Annotated in this window: 18 protein-coding genes; 9 read left to right on the forward strand and 9 right to left on the reverse strand. The window is 71.8% G+C overall.

Annotated elements, in window-relative coordinates:
- Positions 1 to 147 precede the first annotated feature (147 nt).
- Together ACZ7H1_RS17100 and ACZ7H1_RS17105 are read right to left on the reverse strand one after the other, a co-directional pair.
- On the reverse strand, positions 148 to 753 hold the full coding sequence (locus tag ACZ7H1_RS17100; RefSeq protein ID WP_470787442.1) for a hypothetical protein: 606 nt from the start codon (positions 751 to 753) through the stop codon (positions 148 to 150).
- Positions 746 to 1,525, reverse strand: coding sequence for an alpha/beta hydrolase (locus ACZ7H1_RS17105; protein ID WP_470787634.1), 780 nt, complete (start codon positions 1,523 to 1,525; stop codon positions 746 to 748). Before ACZ7H1_RS17105 ends, ACZ7H1_RS17100 begins: the two co-directional genes overlap by 8 nt.
- A gap of 177 nt (positions 1,526 to 1,702) precedes the next feature.
- Here ACZ7H1_RS17105 and ACZ7H1_RS17110 point away from each other — a divergent pair, with 177 nt between their 5' ends.
- The 6 genes from ACZ7H1_RS17110 (at position 1,703) to ACZ7H1_RS17135 (ending at position 6,912) form a co-directional block, all read left to right on the forward strand.
- A complete protein-coding gene (locus ACZ7H1_RS17110) occupies positions 1,703 to 2,425 on the forward strand; it encodes a lysophospholipid acyltransferase family protein (protein ID WP_470787636.1) in 723 nt (240 codons plus the stop codon).
- Between the two features lie 25 nt (positions 2,426 to 2,450).
- Positions 2,451 to 3,671, forward strand: a complete 1,221-nt coding sequence (gene macS, locus ACZ7H1_RS17115; RefSeq protein WP_470787443.1) for a MacS family sensor histidine kinase — start codon at positions 2,451 to 2,453, stop codon at positions 3,669 to 3,671.
- A complete protein-coding gene (locus ACZ7H1_RS17120; RefSeq protein ID WP_470787445.1) occupies positions 3,671 to 4,363 on the forward strand; it encodes a response regulator in 693 nt (230 codons plus the stop codon). Before macS ends, ACZ7H1_RS17120 begins: the two co-directional genes overlap by 1 nt.
- Positions 4,364 to 4,514: 151 nt before the next feature.
- Entirely contained in the window at positions 4,515 to 5,543 is a 1,029-nt protein-coding gene (locus ACZ7H1_RS17125; RefSeq protein ID WP_470787447.1) for a 6-phosphofructokinase, read from the forward strand.
- A gap of 81 nt (positions 5,544 to 5,624) precedes the next feature.
- Entirely contained in the window at positions 5,625 to 6,620 is a 996-nt protein-coding gene (locus ACZ7H1_RS17130; RefSeq protein WP_470787448.1) for a 2-hydroxyacid dehydrogenase, read from the forward strand.
- A gap of 40 nt (positions 6,621 to 6,660) precedes the next feature.
- Positions 6,661 to 6,912 carry a hypothetical protein gene (locus ACZ7H1_RS17135; protein WP_470787450.1) on the forward strand — a complete coding sequence of 84 codons (252 nt, stop codon included), beginning with the start codon at positions 6,661 to 6,663 and terminating at the stop codon, positions 6,910 to 6,912.
- Positions 6,913 to 6,923: 11 nt separating this feature from the next.
- On the opposite strand, the gene ACZ7H1_RS17140 is transcribed toward ACZ7H1_RS17135, so the two are convergent.
- Both ACZ7H1_RS17140 and ACZ7H1_RS17145 read right to left on the reverse strand, forming a co-directional pair.
- Positions 6,924 to 8,837, reverse strand: a complete 1,914-nt coding sequence (locus ACZ7H1_RS17140) for an anthranilate synthase family protein (protein WP_470787452.1) — start codon at positions 8,835 to 8,837, stop codon at positions 6,924 to 6,926.
- Positions 8,838 to 8,934: 97 nt separating this feature from the next.
- On the reverse strand, positions 8,935 to 8,991 hold the full coding sequence (locus ACZ7H1_RS17145; protein WP_470787638.1) for a trp operon leader peptide: 57 nt from the start codon (positions 8,989 to 8,991) through the stop codon (positions 8,935 to 8,937).
- A gap of 109 nt (positions 8,992 to 9,100) precedes the next feature.
- On the opposite strand from ACZ7H1_RS17145, the gene ACZ7H1_RS17150 reads away from it, so the two are divergent.
- Both ACZ7H1_RS17150 and ACZ7H1_RS17155 read left to right on the forward strand, forming a co-directional pair.
- Positions 9,101 to 10,456: a class II 3-deoxy-7-phosphoheptulonate synthase gene (locus ACZ7H1_RS17150; protein ID WP_470787454.1), complete on the forward strand. Its 1,356-nt coding sequence runs from the start codon at positions 9,101 to 9,103 to the stop codon at positions 10,454 to 10,456.
- A 166-nt stretch (positions 10,457 to 10,622) separates the two neighbouring features.
- Positions 10,623 to 10,862, forward strand: coding sequence for a (2Fe-2S)-binding protein (locus ACZ7H1_RS17155; RefSeq protein WP_470787456.1), 240 nt, complete (start codon positions 10,623 to 10,625; stop codon positions 10,860 to 10,862).
- A 68-nt stretch (positions 10,863 to 10,930) separates the two neighbouring features.
- Here the strand turns inward: ACZ7H1_RS17155 and bfr are convergent, their stop codons facing one another.
- Positions 10,931 to 11,407: a bacterioferritin gene (gene bfr, locus ACZ7H1_RS17160; RefSeq protein WP_470787458.1), complete on the reverse strand. Its 477-nt coding sequence runs from the start codon at positions 11,405 to 11,407 to the stop codon at positions 10,931 to 10,933.
- 190 nt (positions 11,408 to 11,597) lie between these two features.
- On the opposite strand from bfr, the gene ACZ7H1_RS17165 reads away from it, so the two are divergent.
- Positions 11,598 to 12,230, forward strand: coding sequence for a sulfite oxidase-like oxidoreductase (locus tag ACZ7H1_RS17165; protein WP_470787460.1), 633 nt, complete (start codon positions 11,598 to 11,600; stop codon positions 12,228 to 12,230).
- A 16-nt stretch (positions 12,231 to 12,246) separates the two neighbouring features.
- Here the strand turns inward: ACZ7H1_RS17165 and ACZ7H1_RS17170 are convergent, their stop codons facing one another.
- The 4 genes from ACZ7H1_RS17170 to ACZ7H1_RS17185 form a co-directional block, all read right to left on the reverse strand.
- Entirely contained in the window at positions 12,247 to 12,747 is a 501-nt protein-coding gene (locus tag ACZ7H1_RS17170) for a DUF4396 domain-containing protein (protein ID WP_470787462.1), read from the reverse strand.
- Positions 12,748 to 12,823: 76 nt separating this feature from the next.
- On the reverse strand, positions 12,824 to 13,681 hold the full coding sequence (locus ACZ7H1_RS17175) for a deoxyribonuclease IV (protein ID WP_470787640.1): 858 nt from the start codon (positions 13,679 to 13,681) through the stop codon (positions 12,824 to 12,826).
- Between the two features lie 31 nt (positions 13,682 to 13,712).
- Complete coding sequence (gene pknB, locus ACZ7H1_RS17180; protein WP_470787464.1) at positions 13,713 to 15,632, reverse strand: Stk1 family PASTA domain-containing Ser/Thr kinase; 1,920 nt, start codon at positions 15,630 to 15,632, stop codon at positions 13,713 to 13,715.
- A 125-nt stretch (positions 15,633 to 15,757) separates the two neighbouring features.
- Complete coding sequence (locus ACZ7H1_RS17185; protein WP_470787465.1) at positions 15,758 to 16,552, reverse strand: thiazole synthase; 795 nt, start codon at positions 16,550 to 16,552, stop codon at positions 15,758 to 15,760.
- Between the last annotated feature and the right edge of the window lie 5 nt (positions 16,553 to 16,557).

Below are 16,557 nucleotides of genomic sequence, written 5' to 3' on the forward strand. Positions count from 1 at the left end.
TTTTGGGTGGTCGCCTCTTCACGGAGGAAAAAAAAAAAAACAACAAAACACCACCCCCCCCCCCCCCCCCACCGTCGGGCGACCCCCCCCCCCCCCCCCCCCCCCCCCCTCCGGCACGGCTCCGGCGGGCGGAGTCCGCGTGGAGGATCAGACGACCGCGCCGCGGCCCGGGTCGTCGTCGCCGTCCTCGTCTTCGTGCTGCATCCGCGCCACCAGGGTGGCGAAGCCGCCGAGGAAGCCGCCGACGCCCAGCGTCGTCAGCCACCAGGTCATCTCCCACTGGAGGAGCACGGCGAGCAGGAGCAGCACCGGGCCGCCCAGCACCGCCAGCCAGGCGAACTTCGCCGTGGTGTCGGCCGACGGCAGCGGCGGCGGCTCCGGCGGCACGAAGTGGCCCTCGTCGCTCTCGTCGAGGTCGTCGTCGGCCGGCTCCGCCAGGGAGTGGTCCCGCGGCCCCACCCCGGGGGCGAACACGACCGAGCTGCCCAGCGGCGGCTTGGCGGAGTTCTCACCCGAGCCCTTGCCCGCGCCCGGGTCGGCGTCGGAACCGCCGTCCGCCGACGGGGCCGCCGGGAGCACGTTCACATCCCCCTCGGGCAGCAGCAGGTCCTCGATCGGCTTGAACGGCTTCGAGCCCGGCGGGTCCGCCGGCTCCTCTCCGTACCCCGCGACGATGGCTGCCCAGGCCGCTTCCTCGTCGAGCGGCTCGCCGCTCCCGGATGCCTGGGGATCGCGGTCCTCGTGCTCAGCCACCGGTGGCCGTCCCCTCCTTGCCGACACTCGGAGCGAGCCGGCCGATGAATGCGTAACTGTCCTCGAAGATGCGCTCTGCATCATGGTCCAACGTCGCGACGTGGTAACTCTGTTCCAGCAGGGTCTCGGTCACGTCCGTCGACGAGATCCGGCTCAGCACCCGCGCCGAGTCCGCCGGCGGGACCACGTGGTCCTGCGGACTGTGCAGCAGCAGCACCGGCTGCGTGACCTGCGGCAGCTCGCTGTCCACGAGCTGGAGGAAGGTGCGCAGCGAGTGCGCGGCCCGGGTCGGCACGCGGTCGTACCCGACCTCCTCGATCCCCGGCTTCGCGATGTCGCTGGCGATGCCCGGGGTGGAGCGTACGAAGTGCTTCGTCACCGGCAGGGTGAACGCCAGCGGGTCGTGGACCTTGTTGGCCGGATTCACCACCACGACCCCGCTGATCGCGTCCCCGTGCTTCGCGGCCAGCCGCAGCGTCAGCGCCCCGCCCATGGACAGCCCGAAGACGAACACCTGCTCGCATCGGTCCCGGAGCTCCCGCAGTGCCCGGTCGACCTCGGCGTACCAGTCCTGCCAGCCCGTGAGCTGCATGTCCTGCCAGCGCGTGCCGTGGCCCGGCAGCAGCGGCAGCGACACCGTCAGCCCGCGCCCGGCCAGGAACTCGGCCCAGGGGCGCAGGGACTGGGGGGAGCCGGTGAAGCCGTGGCAGAGGAGGACGCCGACCTCCCCGCCCTCGTGGCGGAACGGCTCGGCTCCAGGGAGGACGGGCACCAGGATCTCCTGTTCGATCAGACCGATGGGGGTGCACAGAGTGTGTCCTTCACGGTACGCGACCGGGCTGACACCGACCAGGGCCGTCACCGCGGTGGCGGGCGAGAGCACGGCGCCCCCAGGGGTTAAGGTCTGTTCGACAGACACAGGAAGGCATTCGAGTTGATCTACGGCGCAATGAAGTTCTCCATCGGGGGATCCCTGAAGCTCGCCTTCAGGCCCTGGGTGGAGGGCCTCGAGAACATTCCCGCCGAGGGGCCGGCGATCCTCGCGAGCAACCACCTGTCGTTCTCGGACTCCTTCTTCCTTCCGGCGGTGCTCGACCGGAAGGTGACCTTCATCGCGAAGGCCGAGTACTTCACCTCCCCGGGCGTCAAGGGCAAGCTGACCGCCGCGTTCTTCAAGGGCGTCGGACAGCTCCCCGTGGACCGGTCCGGTGCGCGCGGTGCGGGCGAGGCCGCCATCAAGAGCGGCATCGAGGTCATCGAGCGCGGTGAGCTCTTCGGCATCTACCCCGAGGGCACCCGCTCGCCCGACGGCCGGCTCTACCGCGGCAAGCCCGGCGGGCTGGCCCGGGTCGCGCTGGCCACCGGCGCCCCGGTGATCCCCGTGGCGATGATCGACACGGAGAAGATCCAGCCCCCCGGCAAGGTCGTCCCGAAGCTGATGCGCCCGGGCATCCGGATCGGCAAGCCGCTCGACTTCAGCCGCTACCAGGGCATGGACGGCGACCGCTTCATCCTGCGCTCGGTGACCGACGAGGTCATGTACGAGATCATGAAGCTTTCGGGGCAGGAATACGTCGACATCTACGCCACGGCCGCCAAGCGCCAGATCGCGGATGCCGAGAAGGCCGCCAAGGCGGAGAAGGCCGACAAGGCGGGCAAGTCGGACCACTGAGGTCCGGCAGGCCCTGGGGGTGGGGATGGCCAAGCGCGAGCGTGTCGTGCGCATGTCGGTCGAGCAGCCGCTGTGGCAGGCGCTGACCGCGTACCGCCTGCTGACCATGGTCTACGCGGCGCTGCTGTTCGGTTCCGCGTACCGCGAGTTCGTCCGCCCGTGGGTGGCCGTCGCCTACCTGTCCGTCCTCGCCGTGTGGACCCTGGCCACCCTGCCCAAGGTCGCGAACGCCGCGAGCTGCACCCGGCGCTTCCTCGTGGCCGACCTCGGCCTCGCGCTGACCGGGATCCTGCTGACCCCGCTCGCCGACGCCCCCGAGCGGATCGCCGGGGGCGGCCCGACGCTGCCCTCGATCTGGACCGCCGGCTCCGTACTGGCCTTCGCGATCAAGGGCGGCTGGCGCTGGGCCGGCGTCGCGTCCACCTTCGTGGCCGTCGTCAACGTCGCCCAGCGCGGGGAGGTCACCCGCGACACCGTGCACAACGTCCTGCTGGTCTGGGTCGCCTCCATCGCGATCGGCTACGTCGTCGAGGTGGCCCGTGCCAGCGAGGCGACCCTCGCCCGCGCCCTGGAGATCGAGGCGGCCACCCGCGAGCGCGAACGGCTCGCCCGCGACATCCACGACGGCGTGCTCCAGGTGCTCGCCATGGTCCAGCGCCGCGGCGCCGCCGTCGGCGGCGAGGCCGCCGAGCTGGGCCGGATGGCGGGGGAGCAGGAGATCGCGCTGCGCACCCTGGTCTCCAGCGGGCTCGTACCGACCTCGCGGATCTCGCAGGACGCGGCCCGCGGGGCGCTGGTCACCGCCGTGGACGAGGAGGAGCCCGCCGGGGACGCGGACCTGCGCACCCTCCTCGCCCCGCACGCCGGGTCGAAGGTGAGCTTCGCGGAACCGGGTGCCCCGGTGATGCTGTCCGCGGCGGCGGCGAAGGAACTGGCCGCGGCGGTCGGCGCGGCCCTGGACAACGTCCGCCGGCACGCGGGCGACACCGCCCGCGCCTGGATCCTGGTCGAGGACGAGCCGGACGAGGTCATCGTGACGGTCCGGGACGACGGGCCGGGCATCCCGGCGGGGCGGCTGGCCCAGGCCGAGGGCGAGGGCCGGCTCGGGGTGGCCCAGTCGATCCGCGGCCGGCTGCGGGACTTGGGCGGCACCGCCGACCTGGTCTCCGTACCGGGCCAGGGGACCGAGGTCGAGCTGCGGGTGCCGAAGGCCGGCAACGCGCGGAGGGGGAGGACGGACAACTGATGAGCACTGAGAGCAGCGGTAGCGGCAGCGGCGGCACGGTCCGGGTGATGGTCGTGGACGACCACCCCATGTGGCGGGACGCGGTCGCCCGCGACCTGGCCGCCGCGGGCTTCGATGTCGTGGCCACCGCCGGGGACGGCCCGCAGGCGGTGCGCCGCGCGCAGGCCGTCACCCCGGACGTGCTGGTCCTCGACCTGAACCTGCCCGGCATGCCGGGCGTGCAGGTCTGCAAGGAGCTGGTCGGCGCGAACGCCGCCCTGCGCGTGCTGGTCCTCTCGGCCAGCGGCGAGCACGCGGACGTCCTCGAGGCGGTGAAGTCCGGTGCGACCGGCTACCTGCTCAAGTCCGCAGGCGCCGAGGAGCTGATCGACGCGGTGCGCCGGACGGCCGCCGGCGATCCGGTCTTCACCCCGGGCCTGGCCGGCCTGGTCCTGGGCGAGTACCGGCGGCTGGCCTCCGACCCGGCCCCCGCCGCGCCCGACGAGCCGAAGGCCCCGCAGCTGACGGACCGGGAGACCGAGGTGCTGCGGCTGGTCGCCAAGGGGCTGTCGTACAAGCAGATCGCGGAGCGGCTCGTCATCTCGCACCGCACGGTCCAGAACCACGTCCAGAACACGCTGGGCAAGCTCCAGCTGCACAACCGCGTGGAGCTGGTCCGGTACGCGATAGAACGCGGACTTGACGATGCCTAGTTCCTCGTACGAGTGAACGGCTCTACGCAACGACCCGTATTTTCAGCGGAATTACCCCTTCACACCCCGCACGTGTGACCCCGGTCACCACTAGCGTGGCCGCCGTGCGGGCTCAGTGGGCCTGGGCCCTTTACGGCGAAGGGAAGATTCCATGAAGGTCGGAGTGCTGACCGGCGGCGGTGACTGCCCGGGGCTCAACGCGGTCATCCGCGCGGTCGTCCGCAAGGGCGTCCAGGAGTACGCGTACGACTTCATCGGCTTCCGGGACGGCTGGCGCGGCCCCCTGGACGGCGACACCGTTCCGCTCGGCATCCAGGCCGTCCGCGGCATCCTGCCCCGCGGCGGCACGATCCTCGGCTCCTCGCGCACCAACCCCTTCAAGACCGACGACGGCGTCCGCCGGATCAAGGAGAACCTCGCCAAGTACGAGGTGTCCGCCCTGATCGCGATCGGCGGCGAGGACACCCTCGGGGTGGCAGCCCGGCTCCACGAGGAGTACGGCATCCCGTGCGTCGGCGTGCCGAAGACCATCGACAACGACCTCTCGGCCACCGACTACACCTTCGGCTTCGACACGGCCGTCGGCATCGCCACCGAGGCCATCGACCGCCTGCACACCACCGCCGAATCCCACATGAGGGTCCTGGTCGTCGAGGTGATGGGCCGCCACGCGGGCTGGATCGCCCTGCACTCCGGCCTCGCCGGCGGCGCGAACGTCATCCTCATCCCGGAGCAGCGCTTCGACGTCGACCAGGTCTGCTCCTGGGTGACCTCCCGCTTCAGGGCGAGCTACGCGCCGATCGTGGTCGTGGCGGAGGGCGCGATGCCCAAGGACGGGGACATGGTGCTCAAGGACGGCACCCTGGACTCCTTCGGGCACGTCCGGCTCTCGGGCGTGGGGGAGTGGCTGGCCAAGGAGATCGAGTCGCGCACCGGCAAGGAGGCGCGGACCACCGTGCTCGGCCACGTCCAGCGCGGCGGCACCCCGAGCGCGTACGACCGGTGGCTGGCCACCCGCTTCGGGCTGCACGCGATCGACGCCGTGCGGGACGGGGACTTCGGGAAGATGGTCGCCCTGCGCGGCACCGACGTGGTCCGGGTGCCGATCGGGGAGGCCACCGCCCGGCTGAAGACGGTGGACCCGGCGCTCTACGCCGAGGTGGGCGTCTTCTTCGGCTGAGCCGCAGCGCATGCGCGGACCATGGACCGTATCGTGACGAACGGTTCATGGTCCGGCGTAGGGAAAGAAGCGGGAGCAATCGTGGAAATCCTGGCATTCGGTGTGACGGCCGACGAGAAGCCCCTGCTGGAGAAGGCCTTCGAAGGACAGCACCACGTCCGCTGCCTGGAGGTCTTCCTGAGCGAGGACACCGCCCCGATCGCCACCGGCTACGAGGTCGTCAGCTCCAGCGTCAACGCCGACCTGAGCGGACGGGTGCTGCGCACCCTCGCCGCGGGCGGCACCCGGATGATCGCCCAGCGTTCCACCGGCTTCAACAACATCGACCTCGCCGTCGCCCGGCAGCTCGGCATGACCGTCAGCCGGGTCTCCTCCTACTCCCCCTACTCGGTGGCCGAGTTCGCCTGGACCCTCGCGATGGCCGTGAACCGCCGGATCGTCCGCGCCTCCAACCGGACCCGCGACTTCGACTTCCGGCTGAACGGCCTGATGGGCCGGGACATGCGCGGCCGCACCGCCGGCGTACTCGGCACCGGCAGGATCGGCGAGGCCTTCACCCGGATCGCCCACGGCTTCGGCATGCAGCTGCTCGGCTGGGACGCGGCGCAGAACCCGGCCTGCGTAGAGCTGGGCATGCAGTACGTGGAGAAGGAGCGGCTCCTCGCCGAGGCGGACGTGGTCAGCCTGCACGTGCCGCTCATGGAGGCCACGCACCACCTCATCGACTCCGCGGCCCTGCGGGTGATGAAGGACGACGCCGTCCTGGTCAACTCCAGCCGGGGCGGGCTCATCGACACCGAGGCCCTGGTCGCGGAGCTGCGGGCGGGGCGGTTCGCCGGGGTCGGGCTCGACGTGTACGAGGCCGAGGCCGGGGTGTTCTTCCTGGACAAGTCCCTGGAGGCGGTCGAGGACGACACGCTGGCCCGGCTGGTCACCTTCCCGAACGTCGTCGTCACCTCTCACCAGGCGTACTACACGCGCGACGCGGTCGACCAGATCATCGGGACGACGGTCGGCAACGTCGCCGACTACGTCGCCGGGCGCCGGTCCGAGAACACCCTTTCCCCGGCCGTGTGACGTTCGGCCGGAGTTCAGCCGGAACCCCTACCTTCGCAGCGTGCAGATACCCGACTGGCTCCGATGGATCTTCGTGGTGTGGGGCGCGGTCCTCGCACTCGGCACCCTGGACCACGCCCTGCGCGTGGCCCGGACGCGGCCCGGCCCGCCGCGGGCGCAGCGGGCCGCCGAGGCGTGCGACTGGGCGGGCTCGGCGGTCTTCGCCCTGGGCGTCGCCGCCGAGTCCGTGCCGGTGGCGGCGGCGGGCCTCGCCGCGTACGCCGTCATGGCCCTCCGCCGCCGTCTCTCCTGAGGCCGGGCGCGCTACCCCAGTGGGGTCGGCGCCGGGCGGACGGCGGCCAGGAGGTCGCGGACCACCTCGGAGCCGCGTAGCGTCAGCACCGACTCCGGGTGGAACTGCACGCCCGCGAAGCCGTGCGCCGACCGCAGTGCGTGCACCTCACCCGTCTCCCGGTCGCGCGCGACCTCCACCCCGTGCTGCGCCAGCTCGGCCTCCGCCTCCGCGTCGCAGTACGCGGTGAACGTGTTGTAGAAGCCGACCACCTGCTCCGTGCCGAACAGGTCGACGGTCAGCTGCGCCCCCTGCGCCGGCTCCGCCTTGCGGACCAGCGGCAGCCCCAGCTCGGCCGCCAGCAGCTCGTGCCCCAGGCACACGCCCAGCAGCCCGTGCCGGTGGGAGGCCAGCAGCTCCGCCGCGAGCGGGCGCAGCAGCGCCATCCGCGGGTCGGACAGGTCCTCCGGATTGCCCGGACCCGGACCCAGGACCACCGGGCCGGGGTGCGACAGGGCCGCCTCCCGCAGTCCCGGCTCGTCGTAGCGCCGTACGGTCACCTCGACCCCCGCCGCCCGCAGCACGTGCGCCAGCATCGCCGTGAAGGTGTCCTCCGCGTCGATCACCAGCACGTGCCCGTCCGGCTCCGCCGCGTCCCGGTCCTGCATCCGCAGCCAGAACGGCGCCAGGTCCTCTCGGCGTGCGGCCAGCGCCGCCTGCACCCGGGGGTCGTCGGCCAGCCGCGGCCGGGCCGCCGGGGGCGTCGCGGCCTGCGGCCGGACCCCGAGGGCCGCCAGCACGCCCGCGGCCTTGGCGTGCGTCTCGGCGACCTCGCCCAGCGGGTCGGAGTGGCGCACCAGCGTCGCGCCCACCGGCACCTGCAGCCGTCCGCCGGGCGCGATGTGCGCGGTGCGGATCAGGATCGGCGAGTCCAGGGTCTGCGCGCCGCCCGCGTCGTGGCCCAGCAGGGCCAGCGCCCCCGCGTAGTAGCCGCGGCCGGAGCCGTCCGGCCCGACGGGCTCGTACCGCTCGATGACCCGGCAGGCGTTCTGCACCGGCGAGCCCGTCACCGTCGCCGCGAACATCGTCTCCTTGAGCACCTCGCGCACGTCCATCGAGGAGCGGCCGCGCAGCTCGTACTCCGTGTGCGCCAGGTGGGACATCTCCTTCAGGCGCGGGCCGACCACCACCCCGCCCATGTCACCGACCGTGCACATCATCTTCAGCTCCTCGTCGACGACCATCGACAGCTCCTCCGTCTCCTTGCGGTCGGAGAGGAAGGACAGGAGCGAGTCCACCGTCGGACCGCCGGCCGGATAGCGGTAGGTGCCGCTGATCGGGTTCATCACGACGGTGCCCCCGGACATCCGCACGTGGACCTCGGGGCTGGCCCCGACCATCGTCCGCTCGCCGGTGTGCACGACGTACGTCCAGTACGCGCCCCGCTCGGCCGACAGCAGCCGCCGGAAGAGCGCCAGCGCGTCGGTCCGCCCGAAGCCGGGGATCTCGCCGGTGTAGGTGCGGCGGATGACGAAGTTCGCGCCCTCGCCGCTGCCGATCTCCTCGCGGATGACCCGGTCGACGATCTGCGCGTACTGCTCGTCGGAGACGTCGAAGCCGCCGCCCTCGACCCGGACCCGGTGGGCGGGCAGGGCGTCGAGCACCTCGCCGAGCGGCAGCTCGTACGCCTCGTCGGCGACCAGCACGCTCAGCGGGGTCCCGTCGTCGCGCACGTCGAAGCCGCGCTCCCGGATCTGCCGGAAGGGCACGAGGGCGAGGGTGCCCTTGTCCCCGATGGGGATGTCGGCGAGGCGCTCGGCCTCGTGCACCGGGCCGAGCAGCAGCTCGACGACGTCGTGGTCGCGGCCGGGCGTGCGGCGGCGGATCAGGGCGAACGGCGGGCAGCCGGGCTCGGTGAGCCGGGTGAGGAGACGGCTGACGATCATGGGGCGGTTCCTTCCGGAGGAGAGTGGAGAGGAACGGCCCCGACATGCAGGAAGGCCGCCCCTCGGGCGGCCTTCGCGTCAGTCTGGGTACGCGCAGTCAGTGGGCCGCCGGATGAGCGGGCCACCACCAGTTCAGGTTGAAGTGTGCGTACATGGCGGCGATCGTAGCGGATCACGGGCCCGCGGAAAGCCGCCTTGAGAACTGCGTCTCACAAAGCGGGCACGGGCGAATCCGGCAGCAGCGAACACGTACTGTTGTCTGCGTGACCGTGAAAGCAGAAACCCACGCCCTCGCCGACAAGGCGACCTGGCGAGACCTTCCCGCGGCGCAGCAGCCTGAGTACCCCGATGCCGAGGCTCTGCGCGAAGTCGTCGCGGACCTCGAGTCGTATCCTCCGCTTGTATTTGCCGGCGAGTGTGACCAGCTGCGCGCCCGCATGGGAGCCGTCGCCAAGGGCGAGGCGTTCCTGCTGCAGGGTGGCGACTGTGCCGAGGCGTTCGACGCCGTCTCGGCCGATCACATCCGGGCCAAGCTCAAGACGCTGCTCCAGATGTCGGCCGTGCTGACGTACGCCGCCTCCGTGCCCGTCGTGAAGGTCGGCCGTATCGCGGGCCAGTACTCGAAGCCCCGCTCCAAGGGCACCGAGACCCGCGACGGCGTCACCCTTCCGACGTACCGCGGCGACTCCGTCAACGGCTTCGGCTTCGACGAGAAGTCCCGCATCCCGGACCCCGAGCGCCTCAAGCGGATGTACCACGCGTCCGCCTCGACGCTGAACCTGGTGCGCGCGTTCACCACCGGTGGCTACGCCGACCTGCGCCAGGTGCACGCCTGGAACCAGGACTTCGTCAAGTCCTCCCCCTCCGGGCAGCGCTACGAGCAGCTCGCGCGGGAGATCGACAACGCCCTGAACTTCATGAAGGCCTGCGGCACCGACCCGGCCGAGTTCAAGGCGGTGGAGTTCTACTCCTCGCACGAGGCCCTGCTGCTCGACTACGAGTCCGCGCTCACCCGCACCGACTCGCGCACCGGCCGGCTGTACGACACCTCGGGCCACATGGTCTGGGTCGGCGAGCGCACCCGCCAGCTGGACCACGCGCACATCGAGTTCTGCTCGCAGATCGCCAACCCGATCGGCATCAAGCTCGGCCCCACGACCACCGTGGACGAGGCGCTCACCTACATCGACCGCCTCGACCCGGAGCGCGAGCCCGGCCGTCTGACCTTCATCGTCCGCATGGGCGCCGACAAGGTCCGCGACAAGCTCCCCGAGCTGGTCGAGAAGGTCACCGCCTCCGGCGCGACCGTCGCCTGGGTCACCGACCCGATGCACGGCAACACCTTCGAGGCGGCCTCCGGCCACAAGACGCGCCGCTTCGACGACGTGCTCGACGAGGTCAAGGGCTTCTTCGAGGTCCACAAGGCCCTCGGCACCCACCCCGGCGGCATCCACGTCGAGCTCACCGGTGACGACGTCACCGAGTGTGTGGGCGGCGGCGACGAGATCTTCGTCGACGACCTGCACCAGCGCTACGAGACGGCCTGCGACCCCCGCCTCAACCGCAGCCAGTCCCTGGACCTGGCCTTCCTGGTCGCCGAGATGTACCGCGACCAGTAAGCGGATCAGTACGGAGATTCCTACGACTGTGGGGCACGGATCGATGTGATCCGTGCCCCACAGTCGTTGACGGGTCTTTTACGGCCGCCCCGCGGCGGGTAAGGTTAGGTTAGCCTCACCGAAAAGACGGGAAGGCGCACCGAAACCTGTCCGGGAGGTGAACCGCGTGTACGTCTGCTCTTGCTTCGGCATCACCGACAAGCAGGTCAAGCAGCACGCGGAGGCCGGTGCCTGCACCCCCCGCCAGATCGCCTCGGAGACCAAGGCCGGCACGGACTGCGGTTCGTGCGTCCGCGCCATCCAGGGCATCCTCGGCCGGGGCGCCTGCCCGCGCCGCCAGCTGCTCGACCAGGGCAGCGCCGAGAAGGTGCTCGCCGCGGAGCCGGAGCTGGCGGAAGCCGCCTAGCCCTCGGGAAGCCGCCCGGCTGCGGGAAGCCGCCCGGCACTCGCCGGCGGGCCGTTCCCGGACGGGCGTCAGCTGGGCTGCTCGATCAGCTGCGAGATGTACAGCGCCTCACCCAGGCTCTCGATGAGCTCCAGCTGCGTGTCCAGGTAGTCGATGTGGTGCTCCTCGTCGGCCAGGATCTCCTCGAAGAGGTTGGCCGAGGTGAAGTCGCCCTTGCCGCGCATGACCTCGATCCCGCGCTTGAGCCGGTCGATCGCCTCGACCTCGACCTGGCGGTCGGCCTGGAACATCTCCGTGAGGGTCTGCCCGACGCGCACGTGGAAGAGCCGCTGGTAGTTCGGCAGGCCGTCCAGCATGAGGATGCGCTCGGTGATCTTGTCCGCGTGCTTCATCTCATCGATGGACTCTTCGCGGGTGTACTTGGCGAGCTTGGTCCAGCCCTTGTTGTCCTGGATGCGGTAGTGCAGCCAGTACTGGTTGATCGCCGTGAGCTCACCGGTGAGCTGTTCGTTCAGAAACTCGAGGACCTCGGGGTCGCCCTGCATCGCAGAGGCTCCTTCCAAGCAAGTGACTGGGCGGGGGCACCTCCAGTGCTAACTGGGGGAGTGCGCGCATCCTTGCACCGCCGCCGGAGGCCGTCCAGTAAGTGCCTCCTTAGTAGGAGATACCGGGAGTTGCCTGAATCCGGCACTCACCTGGTCATGACCACCCTGCCCAGTCTGTCACCATGGAGTCATGGGTCAGCCGGAAAGCCGGGAATCTCCGGGAGCAGAGCAGCTGGAGCTTCCGCCGGGGCAGCGGCTCCAGCGCGGCTGGCCGGTCACTCACTACGGTCCCGTGCCCAAGTTCAAGCCGGACCGCTGGGAGTTCAGGGTCTTCGGGGCGACCGCCGACGGCGAGAAGCACTGCTGGAACCACGAGCAGTTCGCCGACCTCCCCTTCGCCTCGGTCGTCGCCGACCTCCACTGCGTCACGAAGTTCAGCATGCTGGGGGCCGAATGGGGCGGTGTGCTCGCCCGTACCGTCCTGGAGATCGCCCCGCCGGCGCCCAGTGTCACGCACGTGATGGTCTGGGCCGAGTACGGCTTCAGCTCCAACATGCGCCTCGCGGACTTCGCCTCCGACCGTACGGTTTTCGCCACCCATCAGGGCGGCGAGCCGCTCACCGCGGAACACGGCTTCCCGCTGCGCCTCGTCGTGCCGCACCTGTACGCCTGGAAGGGCCCCAAGTGGGTCCGCGGCGTGGAGTACATGACGGCCGACCGCCGCGGCTTCTGGGAGGAGCGCGGCTACCACAACATCGGCGACCCCTGGCGCGAACAGCGCTTCTCCTACCAGGAGGAGCCGGGGGACGGCCCGGAGCTGTAGCGCCCGTCTGGCCTGGTCAGTGGTGGTAGCGGTGGACGACCGCGTGGCCCTTGCCGCGGCCGATCAGCCACTTGTTGACCGGGGTGGTGACCACGAACGCCGCCGCCAGCGCGATGGCCAGCACGGTCCAGAACAGCGGCGACGAGAGGTGCGCGTCCATGGCTCCGGGCCACAGGGCGATCACGCCGTTGTCGATCAGCTCCATGACGGCGATGGACAGGGTGTCCGCGGCCAGGGCGATCCGGAACGCCGTGCGGAAGTCCACGCCGGCCTTGAGGATCCCGCGCAGGGTCAGCGCGTAGCCGAAGAAGAACGCGAGGACGATCGCCAGGACCATCGTCGGGACGTTTCCCCAGCCCAGGGCGGTGCCGATGACCATGCCGAGGACCTCGCCGATGGCGCAGCCGGTGAGGCAGTGCAGGGTGGCCCGGGCCGCCGCCGCCCAGGTGACCTTGCCGCCGGAGCCGTGCCCGTCGTGCCCGTCGTGCGTCTCGTGGTGTGCGTGCGCATGATCCATGAGAACCCCCAAAGCCGGGTGTACGGTCCTGTCGATGTACAGAACCGTATACCCCCCTGGGGTATTCCTCAATGGATCACGGGATCTCGCGCAGCTCCTTGAGGCGGGCCACGTCCGCCGCGTGCCCCTCCTTGCCGCCGGGCGTCTCGATGATCAGCGGCACCCCTGCGGTCTCCGGGTGCGTGAACAGCTCCCGGAACGCCCCCTCGCCGATGTGGCCCGCGCCGATGTTGGCGTGCCGGTCCTTGTGGGCCCCCACGCCTTCCTTCGAGTCGTTGGCGTGGATCAGCTTCAGCCGCCCCTCGCCGACGGTCCCCACCAGCAGGTCCAGGGTCTCCTTCATGCCGCCCGGCTCCGCCAGGTCGTGCCCCGCCGCGAAGATGTGGCAGGTGTCGAGGCAGATGCCGAGCTTCGGGTGTGCGTCCAGTGCCTCGAAGTACGGGCCGAAGTCCCAGGTCCGCGAGCACAGCGAGAAGCCCTGCCCGGCCGTCGACTCCAGCAGCAGGAACGGGTCGTCGTCGTGGGTCAGCTCGTCGAGCAGCGGCAGCATGTGCTCGCGTACCTGCGCGAACGCCTCCTCGCGCGGCCGCCCCCCGGTCGCCGAGCCGGTGTGCACCACCACGCCCAGCGCGCCGATCTCCCGGCCGCGCCGCAGCGAGTGGCGCAGCGACTCGACCGACTTCTCGACCGTCGCGGCCGTGTGGGAGCCGAAGTTGATGAGGTACGGGGCGTGGACGTAGGCCGGAATGCCCTCCTCCGCGCAGGCCGTGCGGAACAGCTCGTCCTGCGCCGGATTCCCGGTGGGGGTCGCCCAGCCGCGCGGGTTGGCGACGAAGACCTGCACGGTCTCGGCGCCCATCTCCCGTGCGTACGCCAGGCCGGTGGAGGCCAGTCCGCCGGCCACGGGCACGTGCCCGCCCACCGGATTGCGGATCGCGGTGGCCTTGCTCGTGCTCACTTGCCTGTCACAGTCCCTTGATTCGGATGGTGATCGTGCTGCCTTCGGGAGCCGTCTCGCCGCCCTTGACGGACTGGCTCGCGACGTCGTCGCTGAAGGACAGGAGGGGCCGGTCCACCTTGACCTCGAAGCCCGCGGCCTTCAGCGTGCGCCGCGCCTCGTCCGCATTGCGGCCGGTGACGTCCGGAACCCGGACCATGCGGGGGCCCTTGGACACGGTCAGCGTGACCGTGTCGCCCGTCGCCGCCCTGGCGCCCGCGGCCACGGACTGGTTGGCGACCGTGCCCGCCGGGTGGGGGGAGTTGATCTGCTCGGTCGCGACCTCGACCGTGAGGCCGAGGCCCTCCAGCGCCGCCCTGGCCCCGTCCAGCGGGCTGCCGACGACGCCGGGCACGGACACCGGGCGCCCCTTGCTGACCAGGAGCGCGACGGCCGTGTCCGGGGCCCGCTGCTCCCTGGCCGCCGGATCCGTGCGGATCACGGCGCCCGCCGGGACGTCCTGGCTGAAGGCCCCGGTGACCAGCCCGGGGGCCAGCCCCGCGCGGGCCAGCTCGGCCTTCGCCGCAGCCAGCGGCCTGCCCTTCACATCGGGCACCGCGACGAGCTCCGGGCCGCGGGAGACGGTCAGGGTCACGGAGCCGTTGCCGCGGATCTGCTCGCCGCCCCCGGGGTCCGTGGCCATCACGGTGCCGCGCTCGAAGGTGTCGCTGAAGCCCTTCTCCACCCGCTCCACGTCGAGCCCGGCCTCCGCCAGCCGGTCCCGGGCCTGCGCCTCGGTCTTGCCGAGCAGGTTCGGGACGCGGGTGAACTGGCCGGAGCTGATGTACCAGACCCCGGTGCCGAGCCCGAGGGCCAGCAGCACGCCCGCGATGACGAGCAGCGTGCCGCGGCCGGGCCGCCGTCCCGGGGACGCCGCAGGAGCGGGCGGCAGCGGCGGCGACTGGAGCCGGGCCGTGTGGTGCACGGACGGCCCCGACGTGAGCTGCCCCGACGCGACCGGCCGCGGCACCACGCCGGTGCGGTCCTCGGACGCGGAGCGCTGCCCGGCCCGGGCCTGCGGCGGTACGGCGTCCAGCTCGGCCTCGCTCAGCTCGGCCCGGGCCTCCCGGGCCATGGCCAGCAGCGCCACCGCGTCGTACGGGCGCAGGTCGGCGCTGCGAGCGGTGGCGGCCGCGACCAGCACGTCGAGTGCGGCGGGCAGTCCCGGCACGGCGGCCGACGGGGCGGGCACGTCGTCGTTCAGGTGCCGGTAGAGCACCTGGGCGGGGGTGTCGCCGGAGTGCGGCTTGGCGCCGGTGAGCATTTCGTAGAGCACGACGCCGCAGGCGTATACGTCGACGCGGGTGTCGGTGGCGCCGTTCTCGATCTGCTCGGGGGCGAGGTAGGAGACCGTGCCCAGCACCGACCCGGTGGTGTTGGTGACCGAGCCGACGGCACGTACGAGGCCGAAGTCGGCCACCTTCACGCGGCCGTCGTCCCCGATGAGGACGTTCTCGGGCTTCATGTCGCGGTGGACGAACCCGGCCCGGTGCGCGGCGCCGAGCGCGGCCAGCACGGGCTCCAGGATGTCCAGGGCCGCGCGCGGCTGGAGGGCGCCGCGCTCGCGGAGCACGTCGCGCAGGGTGCAGCCGGAGACGTACTCCATCGCCAGGTAGACGTACGGCCCGTCGGTGCCCTGGTCGAACACGGCGACCACGTTGGGGTGCGCGAGCCGGGCCACGGACTTGGCCTCGCGGATGAACCGGTCGACGAAGGCGGCGTCGGCGGCGAGCGCCGGGTGCATCACCTTCAGCGCGAGGATGCGGTCGAGGCGGGTGTCCACGGCCCGGTAGACCGTGGCCATGCCGCCGACCGCGATCCGCGCGTCGATGCGGTACCGGCCGTCGAGCGTCTGCCCGACGAGGGGGTCTTCCAGGGTCGTGTCCACCCCGCGATTCTACGAGCGCCGGGGTGGCCGCCTGCCCGGCCGGTACCCGTTGCAGCGCAGCTGTGACGTGCACGGGCGGCCCGGACCGGGCCGCACCGGTCCCGCCGCCCGCACGTTCACCGCCTTCAGAACGCCGGGCGCTCCGGGTCCAGGGGCGCGCGGCCCTCCGCCGGGGAGGAGGCGCGGGCGAAGCGGCGCACCGGGATCCGCCCGGCGCGGTGGGCCAGCCGGCCCGCCGAGACCGCGTCCCGCATGGCGGCCGCCATCAGCACCGGTTCCTGCGCCCGCGTGACGGCCGACGCCAGCATCACCGCCGCGCAGCCCAGCTCCATGGCCAGCGCCGCGTCGGAGGCCGTGCCCGCGCCCGCGTCGAGGATGACCGGGACGCCGGCCCGCTCGACGATCAGCTCGAAGTTGTGCGGGTTGCGGATGCCCAGCCCGGACCCGATGGGGGAGCCGAGCGGCATGATCGCCGCGCAGCCCACGTCCTCGAGCTTGCGGGCCAGCACCGGGTCGTCGTTGGTGTACGGCAGCACGGTGAAGCCCTCGTCGACGAGCGTCTCGGCGGCGTCGAGCAGCTCCACGCCGTCCGGCAGCAGCGTCCGCTCGTCCGCGACCACCTCCAGCTTGATCCAGTCCGTGCCGAGGGCCTCCCGGGCCAGCCGGGCGGTCAGGACCGCCTCGCCCGCCGTGAAGCAGCCGGCGGTGTTCGGCAGCACGCCGATGCCCAGCCGGGACAGCACGGAGAAGACCGACCCCTGGACCGTGGGGTCCAGGCGGCGCATCGCGACGGTGGTGAGTTCCGTGCCCGAGGCGATCAGCGCCCGCTCCAGCACGTCGAGGCTCGGGGCACCGCCGGTGCCCATGATCAGCCGGGAGGAGAAGGTCCGGCCGCCGAGGGCGAACAGGTCGTCAGCCATCGCGC

It is taken from the genome of Streptomyces sp. NPDC037401 (assembly GCF_055602345.1).

Excerpts from the sequence above, each read along its gene's own strand:
- ACZ7H1_RS17110 (WP_470787636.1), top strand. The coding sequence starts at position 1,703 with ATGAAGTTCTCCATCGGGGGATCCCTGAAGCTCGCCTTCAGGCCCTGG.
- macS (WP_470787443.1), top strand. The coding sequence starts at position 2,451 with ATGGCCAAGCGCGAGCGTGTCGTGCGCATGTCGGTCGAGCAGCCGCTG.
- ACZ7H1_RS17120 (WP_470787445.1), top strand. The coding sequence starts at position 3,671 with ATGAGCACTGAGAGCAGCGGTAGCGGCAGCGGCGGCACGGTCCGGGTG.
- ACZ7H1_RS17125 (WP_470787447.1), top strand. The coding sequence starts at position 4,515 with ATGAAGGTCGGAGTGCTGACCGGCGGCGGTGACTGCCCGGGGCTCAAC.
- ACZ7H1_RS17140 (WP_470787452.1), bottom strand. The coding sequence starts at position 8,837 with ATGATCGTCAGCCGTCTCCTCACCCGGCTCACCGAGCCCGGCTGCCCG.
- bfr (WP_470787458.1), bottom strand. The coding sequence starts at position 11,407 with ATGCAGGGCGACCCCGAGGTCCTCGAGTTTCTGAACGAACAGCTCACC.
- ACZ7H1_RS17165 (WP_470787460.1), top strand. The coding sequence starts at position 11,598 with ATGGGTCAGCCGGAAAGCCGGGAATCTCCGGGAGCAGAGCAGCTGGAG.
- ACZ7H1_RS17170 (WP_470787462.1), bottom strand. The coding sequence starts at position 12,747 with ATGGATCATGCGCACGCACACCACGAGACGCACGACGGGCACGACGGG.
- ACZ7H1_RS17185 (WP_470787465.1), bottom strand. The coding sequence starts at position 16,552 with ATGGCTGACGACCTGTTCGCCCTCGGCGGCCGGACCTTCTCCTCCCGG.